Annotated in this window: 13 protein-coding genes; all 13 read right to left on the reverse strand. The window is 50.2% G+C overall.

Annotation, left to right across the window (positions count from 1 at the left end; genetic code table 11):
- Window positions 1–45: 45 nt before the first annotated feature.
- A complete protein-coding gene (locus AC4PM4_RS22540) occupies window positions 46–3,249 on the reverse strand; it encodes a DEAD/DEAH box helicase (RefSeq protein WP_090810265.1) in 3,204 nt (1,067 codons plus the stop codon).
- A gap of 284 nt (window positions 3,250–3,533) precedes the next feature.
- Entirely contained in the window at window positions 3,534–3,986 is a 453-nt protein-coding gene (locus AC4PM4_RS22545; protein ID WP_072734890.1) for a chemotaxis protein CheW, read from the reverse strand.
- 255 nt (window positions 3,987–4,241) lie between these two features.
- Window positions 4,242–5,204 carry an ABC transporter ATP-binding protein gene (locus AC4PM4_RS22550; protein ID WP_090953997.1) on the reverse strand — a complete coding sequence of 321 codons (963 nt, stop codon included), beginning with the start codon at window positions 5,202–5,204 and terminating at the stop codon, window positions 4,242–4,244.
- Complete coding sequence (locus tag AC4PM4_RS22555) at window positions 5,201–6,178, reverse strand: ABC transporter ATP-binding protein (RefSeq protein ID WP_491614621.1); 978 nt, start codon at window positions 6,176–6,178, stop codon at window positions 5,201–5,203. The genes AC4PM4_RS22550 and AC4PM4_RS22555 overlap by 4 nt, the downstream gene beginning before the upstream one ends.
- A 60-nt stretch (window positions 6,179–6,238) precedes the next feature.
- Window positions 6,239–7,576 carry a M20 family metallopeptidase gene (locus AC4PM4_RS22560; RefSeq protein WP_491614622.1) on the reverse strand — a complete coding sequence of 446 codons (1,338 nt, stop codon included), beginning with the start codon at window positions 7,574–7,576 and terminating at the stop codon, window positions 6,239–6,241.
- A gap of 96 nt (window positions 7,577–7,672) precedes the next feature.
- Complete coding sequence (locus tag AC4PM4_RS22565; protein WP_491614623.1) at window positions 7,673–9,256, reverse strand: ABC transporter substrate-binding protein; 1,584 nt, start codon at window positions 9,254–9,256, stop codon at window positions 7,673–7,675.
- A gap of 262 nt (window positions 9,257–9,518) precedes the next feature.
- On the reverse strand, window positions 9,519–10,394 hold the full coding sequence (locus AC4PM4_RS22570; RefSeq protein WP_063568004.1) for an ABC transporter permease: 876 nt from the start codon (window positions 10,392–10,394) through the stop codon (window positions 9,519–9,521).
- 51 nt (window positions 10,395–10,445) lie between these two features.
- Entirely contained in the window at window positions 10,446–11,456 is a 1,011-nt protein-coding gene (locus AC4PM4_RS22575) for an ABC transporter permease (RefSeq protein WP_170867904.1), read from the reverse strand.
- 312 nt (window positions 11,457–11,768) lie between these two features.
- On the reverse strand, window positions 11,769–13,301 hold the full coding sequence (locus AC4PM4_RS22580; RefSeq protein WP_083584805.1) for a PucR family transcriptional regulator: 1,533 nt from the start codon (window positions 13,299–13,301) through the stop codon (window positions 11,769–11,771).
- Between the two features lie 395 nt (window positions 13,302–13,696).
- Entirely contained in the window at window positions 13,697–14,329 is a 633-nt protein-coding gene (locus tag AC4PM4_RS22585; RefSeq protein ID WP_072734894.1) for an aspartate/glutamate racemase family protein, read from the reverse strand.
- Between the two features lie 228 nt (window positions 14,330–14,557).
- Complete coding sequence (locus tag AC4PM4_RS22590) at window positions 14,558–15,508, reverse strand: aminopeptidase (protein ID WP_491614624.1); 951 nt, start codon at window positions 15,506–15,508, stop codon at window positions 14,558–14,560.
- A 19-nt stretch (window positions 15,509–15,527) separates the two neighbouring features.
- Window positions 15,528–16,199 carry an AroM family protein gene (locus AC4PM4_RS22595; protein ID WP_072734896.1) on the reverse strand — a complete coding sequence of 224 codons (672 nt, stop codon included), beginning with the start codon at window positions 16,197–16,199 and terminating at the stop codon, window positions 15,528–15,530.
- A gap of 96 nt (window positions 16,200–16,295) precedes the next feature.
- Window positions 16,296–17,246 (reverse strand): DUF1177 domain-containing protein, encoded by a 951-nt coding sequence (locus AC4PM4_RS22600; RefSeq protein WP_072734897.1) that lies wholly within the window; start codon window positions 17,244–17,246, stop codon window positions 16,296–16,298.
- Window positions 17,247–17,321: the final 75 nt, after the last annotated feature.

Here is a 17,321-nt window from a genome sequence, read left to right on the forward strand (position 1 = left end):
CCCCTTCCTGTCACTATATTTTGCATGTACTAATTATCTCGCAACCTACAGCCATGTCTCGCCCTGAAGCGATATCAGACCGCGGAGTTCATCATCCGACATCTCGGTCAACCAGTTCTCACCAGAACCGACCACTTGCTCAGAAAGTGCCTTTTTACTCTCAATCAGCTCATCAATCCGTTCCTCCAGGGTACCCTGACAGATCAGCTTATGCACCTGTACGTTTCGATTCTGTCCAATTCGGAATACCCGGTCTGTCGCCTGATTCTCCACCGCAGGATTCCACCAGCGATCGTAATGAACGACATGACTGGCACGCGTTAGATTCAGGCCCACACCTCCGGCACGAAGAGACAGGACAAACAAGGATGGTCCCTCCCCTTTTTGGAAGGTTTCCACCATATCATCCCTTTGCGACTTCGAAACACCGCCATGCAGGAAATACGGTTCTTCCTCATACCGTTGTGTAAGCCGGGATACGAGCAGTTCTCCCATTGCCACATACTGAGTGAAAATCAGCGCCGACTCCCCGTTGTCACGGATCGCATCCACCAATTCCAGCAAACGTTCCATTTTTCCGGATGCTTCAGCCTTACCATGTTCCTTCCGGCTGCTGTCCGCCAGCACCGGATGATCACAGATTTGCTTCAGCTTGGTCAGTGATGACAACACAATTCCCTTACGGGCGATACCGTTTCGTCCATCCAATCCGCCCATCAGATCATCCACCACCCGCTGATACAGAACGGTCTGCTCTGGTGTCAGGGAACAATAGGATTTCAGTTCCAGCTTCTCCGGTAGATCTTTGCGGATATCCGGATCACTTTTCAGCCTGCGCAGCATAAAGGGCGATACAAGCCGATGAAGTTCACGCAAAGAAGCTGCATTTTCTTCGGATGGGCCCAGTCCGGTATAGCGCTGGCGGAATGAAGAAGCCGTACCCAGATACCCCGGATTGAGGAATTGGAAAATGGACCACAGTTCGCTTAGTCGATTCTCCACTGGCGTACCCGTCATCGCAATGCGATGCGGCGTAGACAGACGCATGACGCTTTGCGCTTGCTTTGTACGGTAATTTTTAATATATTGCGCCTCATCCAGCACAACGGTAGACCAGTGCAACGAAGCCAGATCCGGGCCATCCCGGCCAGCCAGATGATAGGTCGTCAGCACAATATCATGGGACTGCGCTTCTGCCTGGAAGGCATTGCCGTGCAACCGTTGTCCGCCATGGTGAATATATAACGACAGATTCGGGGCAAACCGCTTCAGCTCACGCTGCCAGTTTCCAAGCAGCGAGGTAGGGCACACAATAAGTGCAGGCAGATGCGCATCATGCACGTGCGGCTGTTCGACGTTCGCGGATTCTTCTTCCATCCCCATAAACGCTTCGTGCTCACGTGCTTCCTCCGCCGCGGCTTGCTGTTCCTCATGTTTCAAGTCCAGCAGGCAGGTAATAACCTGAATCGTTTTCCCCAGTCCCATATCATCGGCAAGACATACTCCGAACCCAAGCTCACGCATGGCGGATAACCATTGGTACCCGCGCTCTTGATAGGGTCTCAACTCGCCATGCAGCTCTGCCGGAACCTGCCGAGGCTCAATACTGCGGAGCACCTGTCCGTCGAGCAAAAAGGACAGCAGCCCCTCGGATTCCGCACCAAAGACGGAAAGCCCCTTCCATGCCGTATCTTCGCCTTCTTCCGCTGCCAGATGCAGCCATTCGGAGAGAGGCATATATTGTTCTTCTTCTTTTTTCATATAACGCAGAACCTGGCGAATCTCTTTTGTATCCACTTCAATCCATTCGCCGCGGAACATCACATAAGGTACCGTTGCTTCTGCAAGGGCAGCCAGCTCCTCCGCCGTAACAGGTTTGCCGTCCAGCATCGGTTCTGCCTTAAAGGCAACCAGCTGCTCCATACCCAGTGCAGACGGGGCCCCAACCGGTCTTTCTATTCCACGATTGAGCATTTGCAGACGCAGTCCAGCACGGCGTTTCCCTGCACGGCTCCAGCGGGAAGGCATTAACACCGTTACTCCCGCCTTCTGCAGACGAGGCACAGCATAGGTCAAAAATTCAAAAAAGGCTTGCTGTTCCAGCTTCATTCCTTCCGGTCGTGCATGAAGAAGCGCCGTTTCCAGCTCCGGTGCCAGTTCTGATGCATGCCCCAGCGCCATCAGGAGCTGTTCTGCAGCTGAAATATAACGCACTTTCCCTCGGTCCAGATCTCGTTCCGGATGTGCCCAGATCGTGCGTGCAGGCAATCTCAGACCAGATTCCTGCACACTGTCTGCCCAGAAGGTAATCCCCCACAATGATTCATGATCACCAAGGGGCGGTTCCAGCCGCAATACCAGCTTCAGCTCACCTTCCGTAGGAGCCGTTTCTTCACTGCCTACCACGGGTTTCGCTGTACCGCCAGCTTCTTGCAGCGTTCCAATGAGTTCTGCCATTTCCTCCGTAGGTCCCTGCACCGTCACCGGGCGGAACATCGAGATCAGACTATTCCACCACAGCTCTGCTACCGGAGAGGACCCACGCCGGAATGGCGTGCGGTAACGAGACAGCTCACTGTCCATGCTTTCCATCTCACCCGTGACAACCGCATGAATCATCCCGCTCATAAATGAAAATAATACGGCCGCTCCCGCTTCCTCCCGTGATTCCGGTTCAGAAGATGCGTATGCTCCGGGAGCAGACAATCCGATCGGCGGCATAGATTCCGCCAACTCCCGGAATCGTTCTACATCCGCTTCCTGCAACAGACGTGGACGCCATACACCTGTCAGCGTTTCCTGTCCGGTGCGACGACGCGCCCCCGTCTTGGCCGCAAACTCAGCGGACGGAGCAAATTCTCCGCGCAGCAGCAGTTCCTGTGTAAACTGTGCTGCTTTTACCCAGTAGCGAATCTCTTCTCCGGCCTCAATTCCTGCCGCATTCAATATACTGTCGTCCCAATGGAGCAGCAGCTTGAATGTATCTTTGGGCGAGATTGCGAGCCCTTCCAACGTCCGTCCGAGCAATTGACGTCGCTTCGTACCCTTCGCTTCCGCGGCATTACGCATCGGATTGGGCCAACGAAGCTCCGCAAGACGCAGAGCGGCAGGCTGAAACAGACGACCCCCGTCGCCAAAATTCAGCTTCCGTACCACGTGGCTCCACGCATCCACACGTGGTTCCGATGTTTCACCGGAAAAACAAAAAAATACGTCACCAAGCCATACTCCATACAGCGATTGCATCATTACAGTCTCCCGTCATCCCTTCGCATTGTTACTCTCCATCATATACGAAAATGCTCGGATTTAAAAACTTTTACGGATAAAAAGTGCTACATTACTTCAAAAAACCATCTTCAAACCACTTCATACTATATTATGTATGCCTGTTAAAAGGTGAAACACACCGCGTCATTGCATTAAGGATAAGGTGATCACAATAAAAAATGCCCCTCATCCCCACAAAGGGGTAAGGAGCATTATTATAATCAAGCGGTTATGTTCTTTGTATATAACATTTCAGCGTGCGTTTACTGCGATTTGGTTAAATTACCGAGCAATACATCCAAATTAAGAATGCCGGCTTCATGATCGTCATTGTGTGCGATTTCCTTGAATATTCCCGTTGTGTAGCGACGATATTCTTCTGTAGGCTCTTCAAACCGATCATACATCACCACGGAATCCACAGAATCGACGACGAGCGGTACATAATCGTCGTGGTAAGGCACAACAATGATACGAGTAGAAGGTGTAGTCTCCTCGTCAGGCAAGCCGAGCAGGACGCGTAAACTCACAACAGAGACCACTTTGCCGTACAAGGGCGTGAAACCCTTAATCTCAGGACTGCCAAAAGGAACGGTGGTTACCGGGAGCATTTTGATAATTTCATGAACTTCATCAATACGAAGCGCACAAATCTGATTTCCGACCGAGAAATTGATGTATTGAATTTGAACTTCCTCATCCATAGATGTTTTCATACCCTTCTTGTCTTCAGTTTCAAATAGAAGCTTTTTATAGTCATCTTGATCATGAATAATTACATTTCATGTTGCATTCTCTGTGTTTATATCGGTTGAAGGGAGAAAAATTTTTACCCATTTCTTAATATGTAGATGCTATCGTCAGAAATAATGGCAGAAGAGAAGATAAAAAAAGAAAAACGCAAACAGAACCCAAGTAAACTGGAGTTTGTTTGCATTTTCTGATCGTATTTTTCAGTTCAAATAATCACTCTAATACAAATGACATGCCACCTGACGTCCTGGTGAAATCTCCCGCAGCTCCGGAATAACGGAGCGGCATTCGTCCTTCACATACGGACAACGAGTATGAAACGTGCAGCCGGACGGTGGATTTTCCGGATTGGGCACATCGCCACCCAGGACGATCCGTTCCTTTTGTACATTCGGATCAGGAACCGGAACAGCGGACATCAATGCTTTGGTATATGGATGCAGCGCCTCGGTGAACAGTTCGGAGGTGGGGGCAAGCTCGACCACTTTGCCCAGATACATGACAGCCACACGATCACTGATGAACTTAACAACGGACAGGTCATGAGAGATGAACATATACGTCAGTCCGAATTGTTCCTGTAGATCCTGCATCAGATTCAGCACCTGTGCCTGAATCGACACATCCAGCGCTGACACGGGCTCGTCACACACAATGAACTTGGGATTCAAAGCGAGAGCACGGGCAATCCCGATCCGTTGCCGTTGTCCACCCGAGAACTCGTGCGGAAAGCGATGTGCCTGATAGGGGGATAATCCAACCACTTCCATCAGTTCTTCGATTCGGCTTTTCAACTCGTTTTTTTTCAGATTATGGTGGGTGAGCAGCGGCTCCTCCAGTGTGCGCTGTACCGTCCAGCGCGGATCCAGTGAAGCGTATGGGTCCTGGAACACCATCTGCATATCCGTACGGAAACGGCGCAGCTCTTCTGGCGGAAGCTTCCGTACATCCATGCCTTCGAAGAACACCTCACCATCCGTCGGCTCAATCAGACGCAGGATGGCACGCCCCGTGGTGGATTTTCCGCAACCGGACTCTCCAACCACGGCGAGTGTTTCCCCGCGCTCCACAGACAGCGTTACACCATCGACGGCTTTGACGGCACCGACCTGTTTGGAGAACAGTCCCTTGCGGATAGGGTAATGCTTCTTGAGGTTTCTGACTTCCAATATCGCACTCATATAATCCCCTCCTGTTGCAGCAGACAGCGACAGCTATGACTTGGTGCTGTCTCCAGTAATTCAGGTTGTATTGTCTCGCACCGTGCTTCCTTCACCGGACAACGAGGAGCAAAGCGACAGCCGGACGGCATATGGGCGGGATTCGGTACCTGACCTGGAATGGATTGAAGACGATCCTGATCCCCCGCAAGCTGCGGCAGCGAAGCCAAGAGACCGCGAGTATATGGATGCTTGGGATCGGCAAAAAGGGGTTTGACATCCGTCTCTTCCACCACTTGTCCGGCATACATCACCATGACGCGATCACACATCTCAGCTACAACACCAAGATCATGAGTGATCATCATGATTGCCATATTCTCCGTCCGCTGGAGGTCACGCATCAAGTCCAGAATCTGTGCCTGGATGGTCACATCCAGGGCTGTTGTTGGTTCATCTGCGATGAGCAGTTGCGGGCTGCATACCATCGCCATGGCGATCATCACCCGTTGGCGCATGCCACCTGAGAGCTGGTGCGGGTATTGTTCTGCAATTTTGTCAGGACGGGGAATGCCGACTTTGCGAAGCATATCAACCGACCGTGCCCAAGCCTCTTTTTTGCCCAGCTTCAGATGGTATCGTGCCGCTTCCGAGATTTGTTTGCCGATTTTGAATACCGGATTGAGTGAGGTCATCGGCTCCTGAAAAATCATAGCCATTCGGTTACCCCGAATTCGGCGAATTTCACGCCCGGACAGCTTAAGCATGTCTTTCCCCTGGAAATGGACTTCCCCTGACGCCACGCGGCCGATCTTTTTGGGGAGCAGCTGCATGATCGATAACGATGTAATACTTTTCCCGCATCCCGATTCTCCGACAATACCCAGCGTTTCACCCTGCCGTATGGAAAGACTGATCCCGTCCACGGCACGGATTACACCTGCATCCGTAATGAACTCTGTCCGCAAATCCGAAACTTCGAGCAGTTCAGTCATGTTGTTCCCCTCCCATGCCATTACGTTCTGAACCTTTAGCTTTGCTCCTTCTAAAAAGAATTAGCGCTTGGACGTCGTGGCTTCTTCGGAAGCCGCACCATTCAAATTCTTCAATGACGTCTCATCTTCCATACCTTCCACGCCCAAATATTTAAGCGCGCTCAGCGCGTACACTTTGGCGCACTGGATGATCTGCCATACGGGTGCTTTTTCATTAAAATTATGAATCGTGGACAGCTCTGCCGGACCATATTGCAGTACCGGAATCTGATGATTACGGAAGTGGCGTGCATCGCTGGATGCCCATTGCAGCACACCGTAAGCCTCTTCGCCGCTCACTTCACTGATACTCTCCACCAGTTGGCTCACAATTGGTTCATGTGCTGGAGTCCAGTTTGCGTTGCCCTGGAAGCCAAACGGCTTCAGCTCCGATTCTATTCCTGCTTCAAGCAGAAGCGAGCGAGCACGGTCCAATACATCGCGGTAATCCACACCAAATGGAACGCGGGAGTCCACCTGAACTGTGCAGCGATCAGCTACCACATTCACCTTGGTTCCACCCTGAATTGAACCGATATTCACCGTTACATGGTCGAACACCTGATAGGCCAGACCTGCCTTCTCCCGATCACGCGCATATTCCTGCGAGATGCGGATAATATCCTTCACCTCTTCAGGGATGTCTGGCTTGATGTCCCATAGACGCTGCAATGCTTCAATGCCTTTGGCTGCCTTCACAATCGCATTATCGCCTACAATGGGTTGAAGACTGCCATGACCCGGTGTACCTTCCACCGTAAACTCAAACCAGCAGCTCCCCTTTTGTCCAATGGTTGGATGCTGCGGGCTGGATGGCTCTGCAATTACCGCGGCAGTTCCGGTTGCAAGTCCACGCTCCAGAACCCATGGTACCCCCAGGTCACCGCCTGTTTCTTCATCCGGAACAATCATTAGCGACAGATCTCCGCGCAAAGGCACATTCAACTTTGCCAGAATAACCGTCGCAAAGATTAAGCCGGCAAGCCCACCTTTCATGTCGGATGCCCCGCGTCCAAGCATATATCCGTCCTTGATTTCACCGCAGAACGGATCAAAATCCCAACGAGAAAGATCCCCGGCTGGCACAACATCCGTATGACCACAGAAAATCAGATGTTTGTCTGACTTGTCTGCCCCTTGTCCGTTCAACGTCGAGATCAGGTTAAACATCGTTTCGGTTGCCGCATGTACTTTGGTGTCAATTCCGGCCTGATGCAAATATTCGATAATAAAAGCACTAATCTCACGCGAATCCCCTGGAGGGTTCTCCGTCGGAAAACGAATCAGTTGTGAACAGAGCTCCAGTAATTCGTCCTGGCCTTCCTCGATTGCATCAAGTACCTTCCTTTTCCAATCCATCCTGTTCAGACTCCCTTCAATATGGGCTGTATTGTGGTCAGTACGAATCGTCAGAAGACAGGCATGACTGCCTGTCCCCCAAATCGTCCGTTCGTTTTACTGCTCTTTGCTAAGTGGGTAGAAACGCAGAACCTCATCCGGGTAATACACGTATCCGCTGACCTTGTTATTCATGCCGACAACCCGGTTGTATTCGTATAGATACGCCCATGGCGCTTCTGTCGTAATAATCTCCTGTGCCTTCATATATAGCTCGTTGCGTTTCACCTGATCCGGTTCGGCGCCTGCTTCTTCCCACAGTTTGTTAACTTCCGCATTATTGTAATGAATGTAGTTGGAAGAGCCTTCACCGTAGAGCAGGAAGCCCAGATGGTATCCAGGATCGTTAACAAAAGAAGTCCATTTGGAAATGTAAGAAACTAAATTCCCGTCTTTTTGTTGTTCCAGGAACTGTGCACGAGCGACTTTGTTAATGTTCATTTTGACACCGATCTTGGCCAGTTCCGCTTGAATCAGAACCGCATCGTATTCCCAATCGTCAAAGCCCGAACCGAGGGTAAAGTCAAAGCTGAACCCTTCCGCATACCCTGCTTCTTTCAACAATCCCTTGGCTTTGTCCAGATTGTACTCGTACACATAGCCTGCATCCGTAAAGCCCGGTGTGTTGCTCGCTACAGCACTCTTCATCTCTTTGGCCTGACCATACATGACATCGTTGATCAATTGGTCATAAGGGATCGCATAGTTGATGGCTTGACGCACTTTTTCATTATCAAACGGTTTGACATTGTTGTTCATCGCGAAGAACAAAATGCGGTTACTCGCATTCGACTTGATGGCCAAATTACTGTTCTCCTGCAAAGCTGCAACATCTTTTGGAGGAATCTCGATTGCCATGTCCACGTCACTCTTGTTCAGCAGCAGAACACGGTTGGAGGCTTCCTTCGTGAATTTCAGCGTGACTTTGCTAAGTTTCGGTGCTCCCTGCCAGTAGTCGTTGTTGGCCTGGAAGACCGCTTCACTGGCCGGGTCCCATTTTTCAAGCGTGAACGGGCCTGATCCGGCAGCATTTGTTTTCAAATAATCATCACCTTTTTCCTCGACCAACTTCTGGTCCACAATGGAGAAGGTATACATGGCAATGATCTGGGTGAACATGTGGTTTGCTTTATTCAGTACGATCTCGACGGTGGAGTCGTCCTTGGCGGTCACGCTCTTGATGTCGGCCATTCCGTATAGAAAGCTGCCGGAGCTGGACTTGGATACACGGTCAAAAGAGTACACAACCGCATCCGCATTGACCGGATTTCCACTTTGGAATTTCAGACCGCTTTTGATTTTGAATGTATACATTGTATTGTCATCAGACACTTCCCAGCTCTCGGCGAGCATAGGCTGAATATCCTCCGTGTTGGCTACATCAGCACCATCCACCGTTTTGACACCATAGGTTACCAACTGGTCATAGGTTGCCAGTACCAATGTGTCCGAGGTCAGGTCATTCGCCTCCGCCGGGTCCATCGTGGTTCCACCTTCAGAGTAAGCAACCGTCAGTGTTGGCGCGGGTTTTGTTTCCTCTCCTGAGCCGGATGCCGCAGGTTGCTGGTTGGCATTACTGGCACAGCCACCAAGAACAACGGTAAGAGCAATCATTGTAGAAAACCATTTGAGCTTTTTCATGTTTAGTTTCCTCCCCTTTTTGAACCAGTCTTATGATGTAATGCTGTAAAACGTTGCAGCTTTTATCAGACAAAGCGAAAGTGTGGGCCAATATCCCGGAAAGTAACTTACTCATATCCCTGATACCAACCGCAGCAGCATTCAATCTGCCTACTGCCGGTGATGGAACCTTGCCTGCCTTTATTTCAGGCATTCCCCGCAGGTTGGTTCCACCATCCAGCTATCTATGAATCGGTTCTATAGGGACCGATGACACTAACCCCTATTTTCCCGAACGCAACCTTGGGTCCAGTACATCACGGAAACCATCTCCGAGCAGGTTAAAGCCAAGAATGGATGTGGCTATAGCCAGTCCAGGGAATGTCACGAGCCACCATTGTCCAGAAATAATATACTCCCGACCTTCAGAGATCATAGCCCCCCATTCGGCTGTAGGCGGTTTGACGCCAAGACCGAGAAAGCTCAAACTGGATGCCGTCAGGATGGCAAAGCCCATACCAAGCGTGGCTTGTACCAACAGCGGTGCCAAAGCATTCGGCAAAATATGGCGAAACAGAATCACTCTGTCTCTGACACCAATGGCTCTGCTGGCCTCAACGTACTCCTTTTCGCGCAGGGATACGGTCTGCCCATACATCAATCTGGCAAATTCGGGAATACCTACAATCCCTACAGCAATCATGGCACTCGTCAGTCCGTTGCCGATGGAAGCCGCAATTGCCATGGAGAGTACCAGCGAGGGAAATGCAAGCAACACATCCATCACCCGCATGATGATATTGCCAGTACGTCCGCCGTAGTAAGCAGCAATTCCGCCTAGCGGAACCCCGATGACAAACGAGATGCTGACGGCAATCAAGCCTGTCCAGATGCTGATTCTGGCGCCATACAGAACACGACTCAGAATGTCACGACCATAGTTATCCGTACCAAACCAGTGACCACCTGATGGGGATTCCAGCTTTACAGCCGTATTCGTCACGTACGGATCATAAGGGGCAATCCAGGGGGCAATAGCTGCGATGACAGTCCACATGACTATAAAGGCTAGACCAATAGCAGCGAGCCGATTGCGGAGCAACAATCTCAGAAAGGTTTTGGGTTTGGGAACAACCGCTGGTGCAGGTTTGGTTCCCATGGAAGTCGGTGCGGCAGTACTCACAGCGGTACTCCTCCTTTCGCGGCGACCCTATTCATAACGGATTCGTGGATCAATCAATCCATAGACCAGATCCACCGCCAGATTTATAAAGCTGAACAGAATGGCACTTACCAGTGTGAATGCCTGAATTGGTGCATAGTCGGCAGCCAGAATCGAATCTGTAACATAACCGCCGACACCGGGCCAGGAAAAGATAGTTTCCGTGATAACCGCACCACCGAGTAATCCGCCAAACTGCAGGCCAAGAACGGTCAACGTGGGAATCAAGGCATTTATCAGGGAGTGTTTGCCAACGACCGCGGTTTCGCTCAAGCCCTTGGCTCGTGCGGTACGTACATAATCCTGTCCGATGACTTCCAGCATGCTGGACCTGGTCATACGCGCCACAATCGCCATTGTCCCTGTGCTCAGGCATATGGCCGGAAGCAGCAAATGAGCAAGACTGCTTTTGAGTGCAACCATATCTCCGGTCATCAGACTGTCTACCACGTACAATCCGGTGATATGCGTCGGTGGGTTGAGGTCTCCGCTGATGCGTCCCATTGGAGCTGGAGCCCAGCCGAGGATGGAATAGAAGATGTAAATAAACAGCAGTCCCAGCCAGAAAATCGGTACACATGCTCCAATCAGTGAGAACACCCTGGAGATGTGGTCGATAAAGGACTCTTTTCGGGTTGCAGCGATAATGCCTACCGGAATCGCAACACAGATGGCTATAATCACACTAGCTAATGTCAGCTCAATGGTTGCCGGAAAGCGGGTAGCGAAATCACTCAGTACCGTATGACCGGTATGGTAGGCGAATCCCAGATTCCCTTGAAGCAACTGTCCCACGTAACTAAAAAACTGTACAAATAATGGCTTGTCCAATCCCATGTCCATTCGGATTTTGGCAATGACATCATCCGTGGCCTGTTCGCCAGCCATGACAATGGCGGGATCTCCCGGAAGAACACGGGACAGGATGAAGGTAATCACCACAATGCCGATCAGCGCCGGAATCATCTGCAGCAGCCTTCGGAGCGTGTAAGCAAACAATCGATCAACCCCTTTAACTCTGATGTCTCACTTGCTGTTTTACGGTTCTCTGTGGACGGCCCAGTCTTGAAAACTTGTCTGATTATCCGTCTCTTCTTTGTAATTGTGCTTATTTTACCTAGAATCCGAGCGTCGAACTACGTCCCTTTTAGCTAAAAAAAAGCACAACCGTTTGTCGATTGTGCACTAATGTCTCCTATTTATGTCATGTTAAATCACACCCTAAGACATAGTTCGCTATTTTTCGACCTATATCTACCATATCATCCTTTGTTGATTTTGCTGTAGAAGAGAGTATCCGATTGGCAGGACCTACACCTCTTGTTTATCCTGCTTCATGTAGTAGTACACAAGACACAGATGACAGACAAATTGTTCACGCGGATGATTCAGGTCGAAGCCCGTAATATCCCGTATTCGCTCCAGTCGGTATTTCACGGAATTCCGGTGAATATAGAGGCGATTTGCTGTCTCGATCAAGCTGCCCCGGCTCTCCAGATAATAAAAAAACGTACGCAGCAAATCCCCACTGTGTTCATCATCATAAGCACGCAATTTCCCCAGTTTCCGCTCAAACAATGCCGCAAAACCTGGTTCATTCGCCGTTTCGCTCAACAAATGATATACCTCCACATCCTCAAACCGGGTTGTACGCCCACCCGACAAGCGGGAGGATACCAGCAGTGCATTTCTGGCCTCGCCATAGCTTTGATGCATATTCCAAAGTGGAACCTGGGTGCCTACGCCTGTCCTGAATTGTCCAAGCTTGTTAGCCGGATCTTCGAGCCATAGCCCAATCGTATCAGACCAGGATTGAACGTCATCCTTCCATGTCGTATCCCGGGACTCCGGTGTTGGCAAGAAGAGCACTGCCCTGTTGGTCCGAAACTCAATATGAGGCGCTACCCTCCGTTTTCTGGCCTCCTGACCAAGCAATTCGGTCAATAGGTCTTCATCCGGAGCAGTCTCCCCTTCCATCACAGCTACTTCCCATAAATGCTCCGGATTCATGCCAAGCTTGCGGCCTCTTGATTCGGCTTCATGTGGCAACAGCAGAGGCGGTGTCAGCAGTTCGTCAATGAAATTGCCTCGAAGACGTAATTCGGTATCTTCCGCCACCTTGTTTCTCATCAATTCCAGGGATAATACTAATCTGGCTTGCTCAATGCCGACTTGTTCCATTTCATCCAGGGAGTCCTTGTCCACCAGCAGTCGGGCAACCTTCCGCCGATCCAGATTTATCTCCCATACGAGTGGGTCCACCGCTTCTTTCCAGTCATAATCCGGCGGTGAAGACACAATCATCTGACCAGCATTGTCGATAACACCCACAGGTGCCTGAAGCAGCTCGGCGACATTGTCCCCCACCGCCTGAATTCCGCTGTTTTCAAGTACCATTGTCATCAGTGTCCGATATACTTCCTCTGACCTGCGGAGAAGTGCGGCCTGTCGATCCAGTACCAATTCCATAACAGGTTGCGTAATATCCATGTAGGGTATCTCCGGAGGAATTTCAATGATGGGCAGACCACAGTCATTACTGGCTGCAACGGCTTCTTTCGGGATTTCTTTGAGAAAACGCGCAGGCTTGATGGCCAAAGCAGCCGCCCCTGCTTCATTAAGCGTATAGATTAGTTCTCCGAGCAAGCCGGGATTATCACGAATCGAATAGGCTGTCGTCAGCATAAGCATGCCTTCTCGCAACCATCCTTGCAGATCCGGCACCTCCATAATATCCACGAACCGTACAACCCGATCCAATCCTTGGTGCCCACTAATGACTTTGGCCTTGCTGAGTATAGGAATATTCAACAGTTCTTTTAGTGTTATACCTGTCGTTTTCAAGCCTATCGACCACCCTGAGCCAGATTTGCAAATCATTTTTGCATACTGTATCTAATTTTTTTGGATAGTTTACCAGACTATCTAATCAAAAAAAACGGGAATTTCTGTGATATACGTATGATATATATTGATTCTATAAATTACAGCAATAATAATACGTTGTTAGTAGAAGTTGATGGCATGGAAAATAAATTCATTACTTTATCGCTTCACATCAGAAAACAGAAAAAATTATGCCCATGATCCTAGCACACCTGCGCCATGCTATTCCAAGAGCCCCGATAACCTTATCCAACACAAATAACGCCGATGCAGTTATCCACACTGCATCGGCGTCAAAATCAAATCAACCCAAATATAAAATCATTCAATACCCACACTCGGCATTCCATAGATCAGATATTCAACGCAGACACGGCTGCTCCCAATGAATAGATCGGGTCAAGCGCCCGGATATGCAGTTCTTTTTCCAATTCCACGGCGAAACCCATCGTTGCAAAACCAGTACACGCAAGAACGATGGACTCAGCACCCTTCGCCTTGAGTCTTCTGGCAGCTTCCATAGCCGCGATTCGCCCCTGAGGCGTGTTGAGATCCAGCGTGGTTACCACACCTTCAGGACGATCCATCCCGATATAAGCATCACCTAGTATTCCTCGGATCAGCAGGGGCACTTCCTCTAGGATGGTCAATACACCAACACGCGCCGCTGATGTGAGCGCAAGATGTGCAGCACATGAGCCAGCACCATAGACGGGGATCTGAACTGCGGCACGCATTTCTGCAAGAGCCGGATCGGCTGCACAACTGATACCGATAGAGGTACAGCCTTCCTGTTCCAGTTTTCGTGCCAGATCCACAATTTTGGGAATCGATTCAAGCTCTGTGGCCTGATCATATACCCCCAGCGGTTGATCGGGAATGCAGCGACTCCGAACCTGAATGCCATAACGTCCTTCAATCAATGCCCCGTGTCTGTGGATATCTTCTTCATGATGAAGTGTAATCACTCTGATAAGACCCAACATCGGCATTCCTCCCCAGGCTGTGGATATCTTGTGTATATGTTACCCACAAACTGTTGATAGTTACCCCCAATTATGTGGATATCTCTTTATATATTGTGAATATGTTGTGTATTTGTCGCTAAATCTACCGCGTAATTTACGCATTGGTCCCCACTGTGGATATATTGTGCATACGCTCTCATTCCCTTTTTTTGATCCACAAGGTTATCCCTTGAATATTCTGCTCTATTATTGATCGAGCAGCTCTCCCTGACGCATAATCAACACATCATCAATGTACACATCCGGCTTCTGCACAACGGCATCAATGTGAACACCTGCTGCGACTGTGCCACCGAAGGTATTGTTACTTCCAAAAGCAACATGAATCGTACCGTAGACTTTCTCGTCCTCCAGGACAACACCTGTAATTCGAGCCTTGTCATTGGTGCCAATGCCGAACTCGCCAAGAATTCGACCATCACCTTCGCCCAGCATGGATAACAGCTTGTCTCCTTCAGCGCCAGTTGCCGTAACAAGGCGGCCCTCTATAACCGTCAATAGAACAGGTTCACCGATCGCACCTATTCCTGCAATTGAGCCATCCACCAGGATTTCACCTTCTCCAATACCTTCAACGGGGGCGATGTACGCTTCACCGGAGGGCAAATTGCCGGATTCACCTGGATTGAGGTACATACCTGTGCTTGGCACGCCATTACGTCCCTGAATGGAGAACGACAGCTGGTGTCCATCTTTCTCGATACGGACACTTCTCCCCGCACTCAGCATGGCCGTAACCTTATCTGTCAAAGCCTTCACTTTGGGATATTCTGCGGTAATGGCACCGTTCATGAACATATCATCCGTCATGCCCGGCATCGTAGCTACCCTAGTTCCCGCAGCTGCCGCCTGTTTACGCGCCTGCGTATGGGTTAGTGAATAACGGGTTACGCATACCGCGACATCTGCACGCTTCATCGCTTCGGCAATCGGCGCAGGCGGCTCTTCACCGGATTTGCTCCGTTCCTTCATCACCATAAGCACCGCATCTGCTCCCAATGCCTTGCCTGCCTCATATATGGATTCGGCCAGTTCTCTCTTGGCATCATCCGCTACGACAGCCAGTGTCTCACCACTGCGAAGTCCAAGGCATTCCACCAAAACATTTTTACTGACGTCAATTCGTTGCTGGTTCATTTGTTCGTCTCCTCCTGTGTCAGACCATTTCCGCTACTAGTTTACCCATTAGAGCATTCGACAAAATGACCGGGATTCCTGCGCTGGCATTGGCAACCCATTGACGGTGGCGCTCATCATACCCCATGCAATCCAGTAAAATGAGTTCAACACGCCCCTTTAATGATTCCGTCGCCTGCCGGAACTCAGACTCGCCGGATGTATAGGGAGAAGCAGCGGCAAACGCAGGCTGGACCAGGGAGGAAAACTTCAAATCAAGCTGTCCCGCTTGCTCTGCCAAAGGTCCAATAAGCCCCAGACGGCGGCCATCGGCCATGGCCTGTACGGCTGGAGGAATAATGCGGTCAGGCTCAATGAGGTGCACTTTAGCTGAACGCAGACCCGGAAAGGAACCTGTGCACAGCAGCAGAATATTGGGGACACCCATGGCTTCGAATTCACGAATCTTTTGATTCAGCATCGGTCTGATTTTTTCACGGGATACGATAGCTGCACTGCCATCCTGCAGACGGGAAGTCAACACATATTCACCCGGTTCCGGGGCCAGCGCAGCGATCTGAGTTGCCGACAGTCCGTCCAGCACCCCGACCTGAAGGAGTTCCGCCCGCCCCTCCAGGTACTTTTCTAAGACAGGCGCAACATCGGTTCGTGGAGCTTGTCCAATCGTAATCATGCCTAGCTGCTTGGTCATGTTATAGCCTCCTACATATCAGATCGGCTGTAGAAGCCACGTATGTCCACAGCATTATTTTTAACTGCCGCTTCAACCGTGACCTTCTCGACTAAACTATGCAGACGGAGCTGCCTGGATCCCTGGTGTCTGAAGTACTTTCATTGATCCATACAGACGAGTAATCAGGTTATATTCCTCCACATTGTAGAAAGAACAGGTGCCATTCGTGAATTCCTTGGCTGTCTCCACGACCAAACGAACTGCGCTTGCAATGTCAACCTCATGGCTCGCTCCTGTGCCGCATCCCGGAACTGCGGATTGAGCGGTTACGGCTACGCCTACAACAGGTGCATGTGTAGCCACAGCTGGCTGTAAAATGGAATTGATATGGTATAAGTCATTGCCATATGGCGTAATATCCTGCGTCGTAATCGGGAAGGTCACAGGCAGCTGCCCTGTGGTCATCTCCATAATTCGGAGCAAATCATCGCTCACCCGTAAAATATATCCCTCTTTCACCGTGGGCGAAATGGCGATGCCTTTATGGTTAATCACCCGGTTTCCTTTGGTTGTATCAATGGACAAAATAGCTTCCATCTCTGGCAGAACCTCATGTTCGTTCATCTGCAAAATGTCGACCGGAGAGTCCATAAAATCCACCGGTTCATGCGGAAGAGTCGGGGCATCCGGACAGATATGCGTAGTCACAATGACATCACCTTTGAGCGAATCACCCTTGGTCTGCATATCGGCGAGTTTCAGTCCTGCTGCTACAGCAGCGACGGCGCCATCTGCATCCGAAACGAGTCCAATGCGTGTTGGACGGGCGCCGATTCCACCCAGCCGTCCGACAATCCCCATGGTCGGGGCCTGCCCTCCTGACAACTTGCCGTTTGTACCAGGGATGATGATTTTAACAAAATCCGTACTTCCCTTTTCCCCTTGTACGGTCAGCACTTCAACGGAAACCTGTGGATATTGAACAAATAGTTGCTTTACACTTTCACCATTTACATAAGCGCTGTCCAGCGCGTCCAGTGCCAATAACGTTTTTTGAAGTGGCATCGTACACATCCTCCTCTTAGCTGTTGATCTTGAAATCAAGTCTATCGCAGTTCAGAAGAGGGTCACAATGTACTG

Source organism: Paenibacillus sp. MDV22-iso6 (assembly GCF_058408365.1).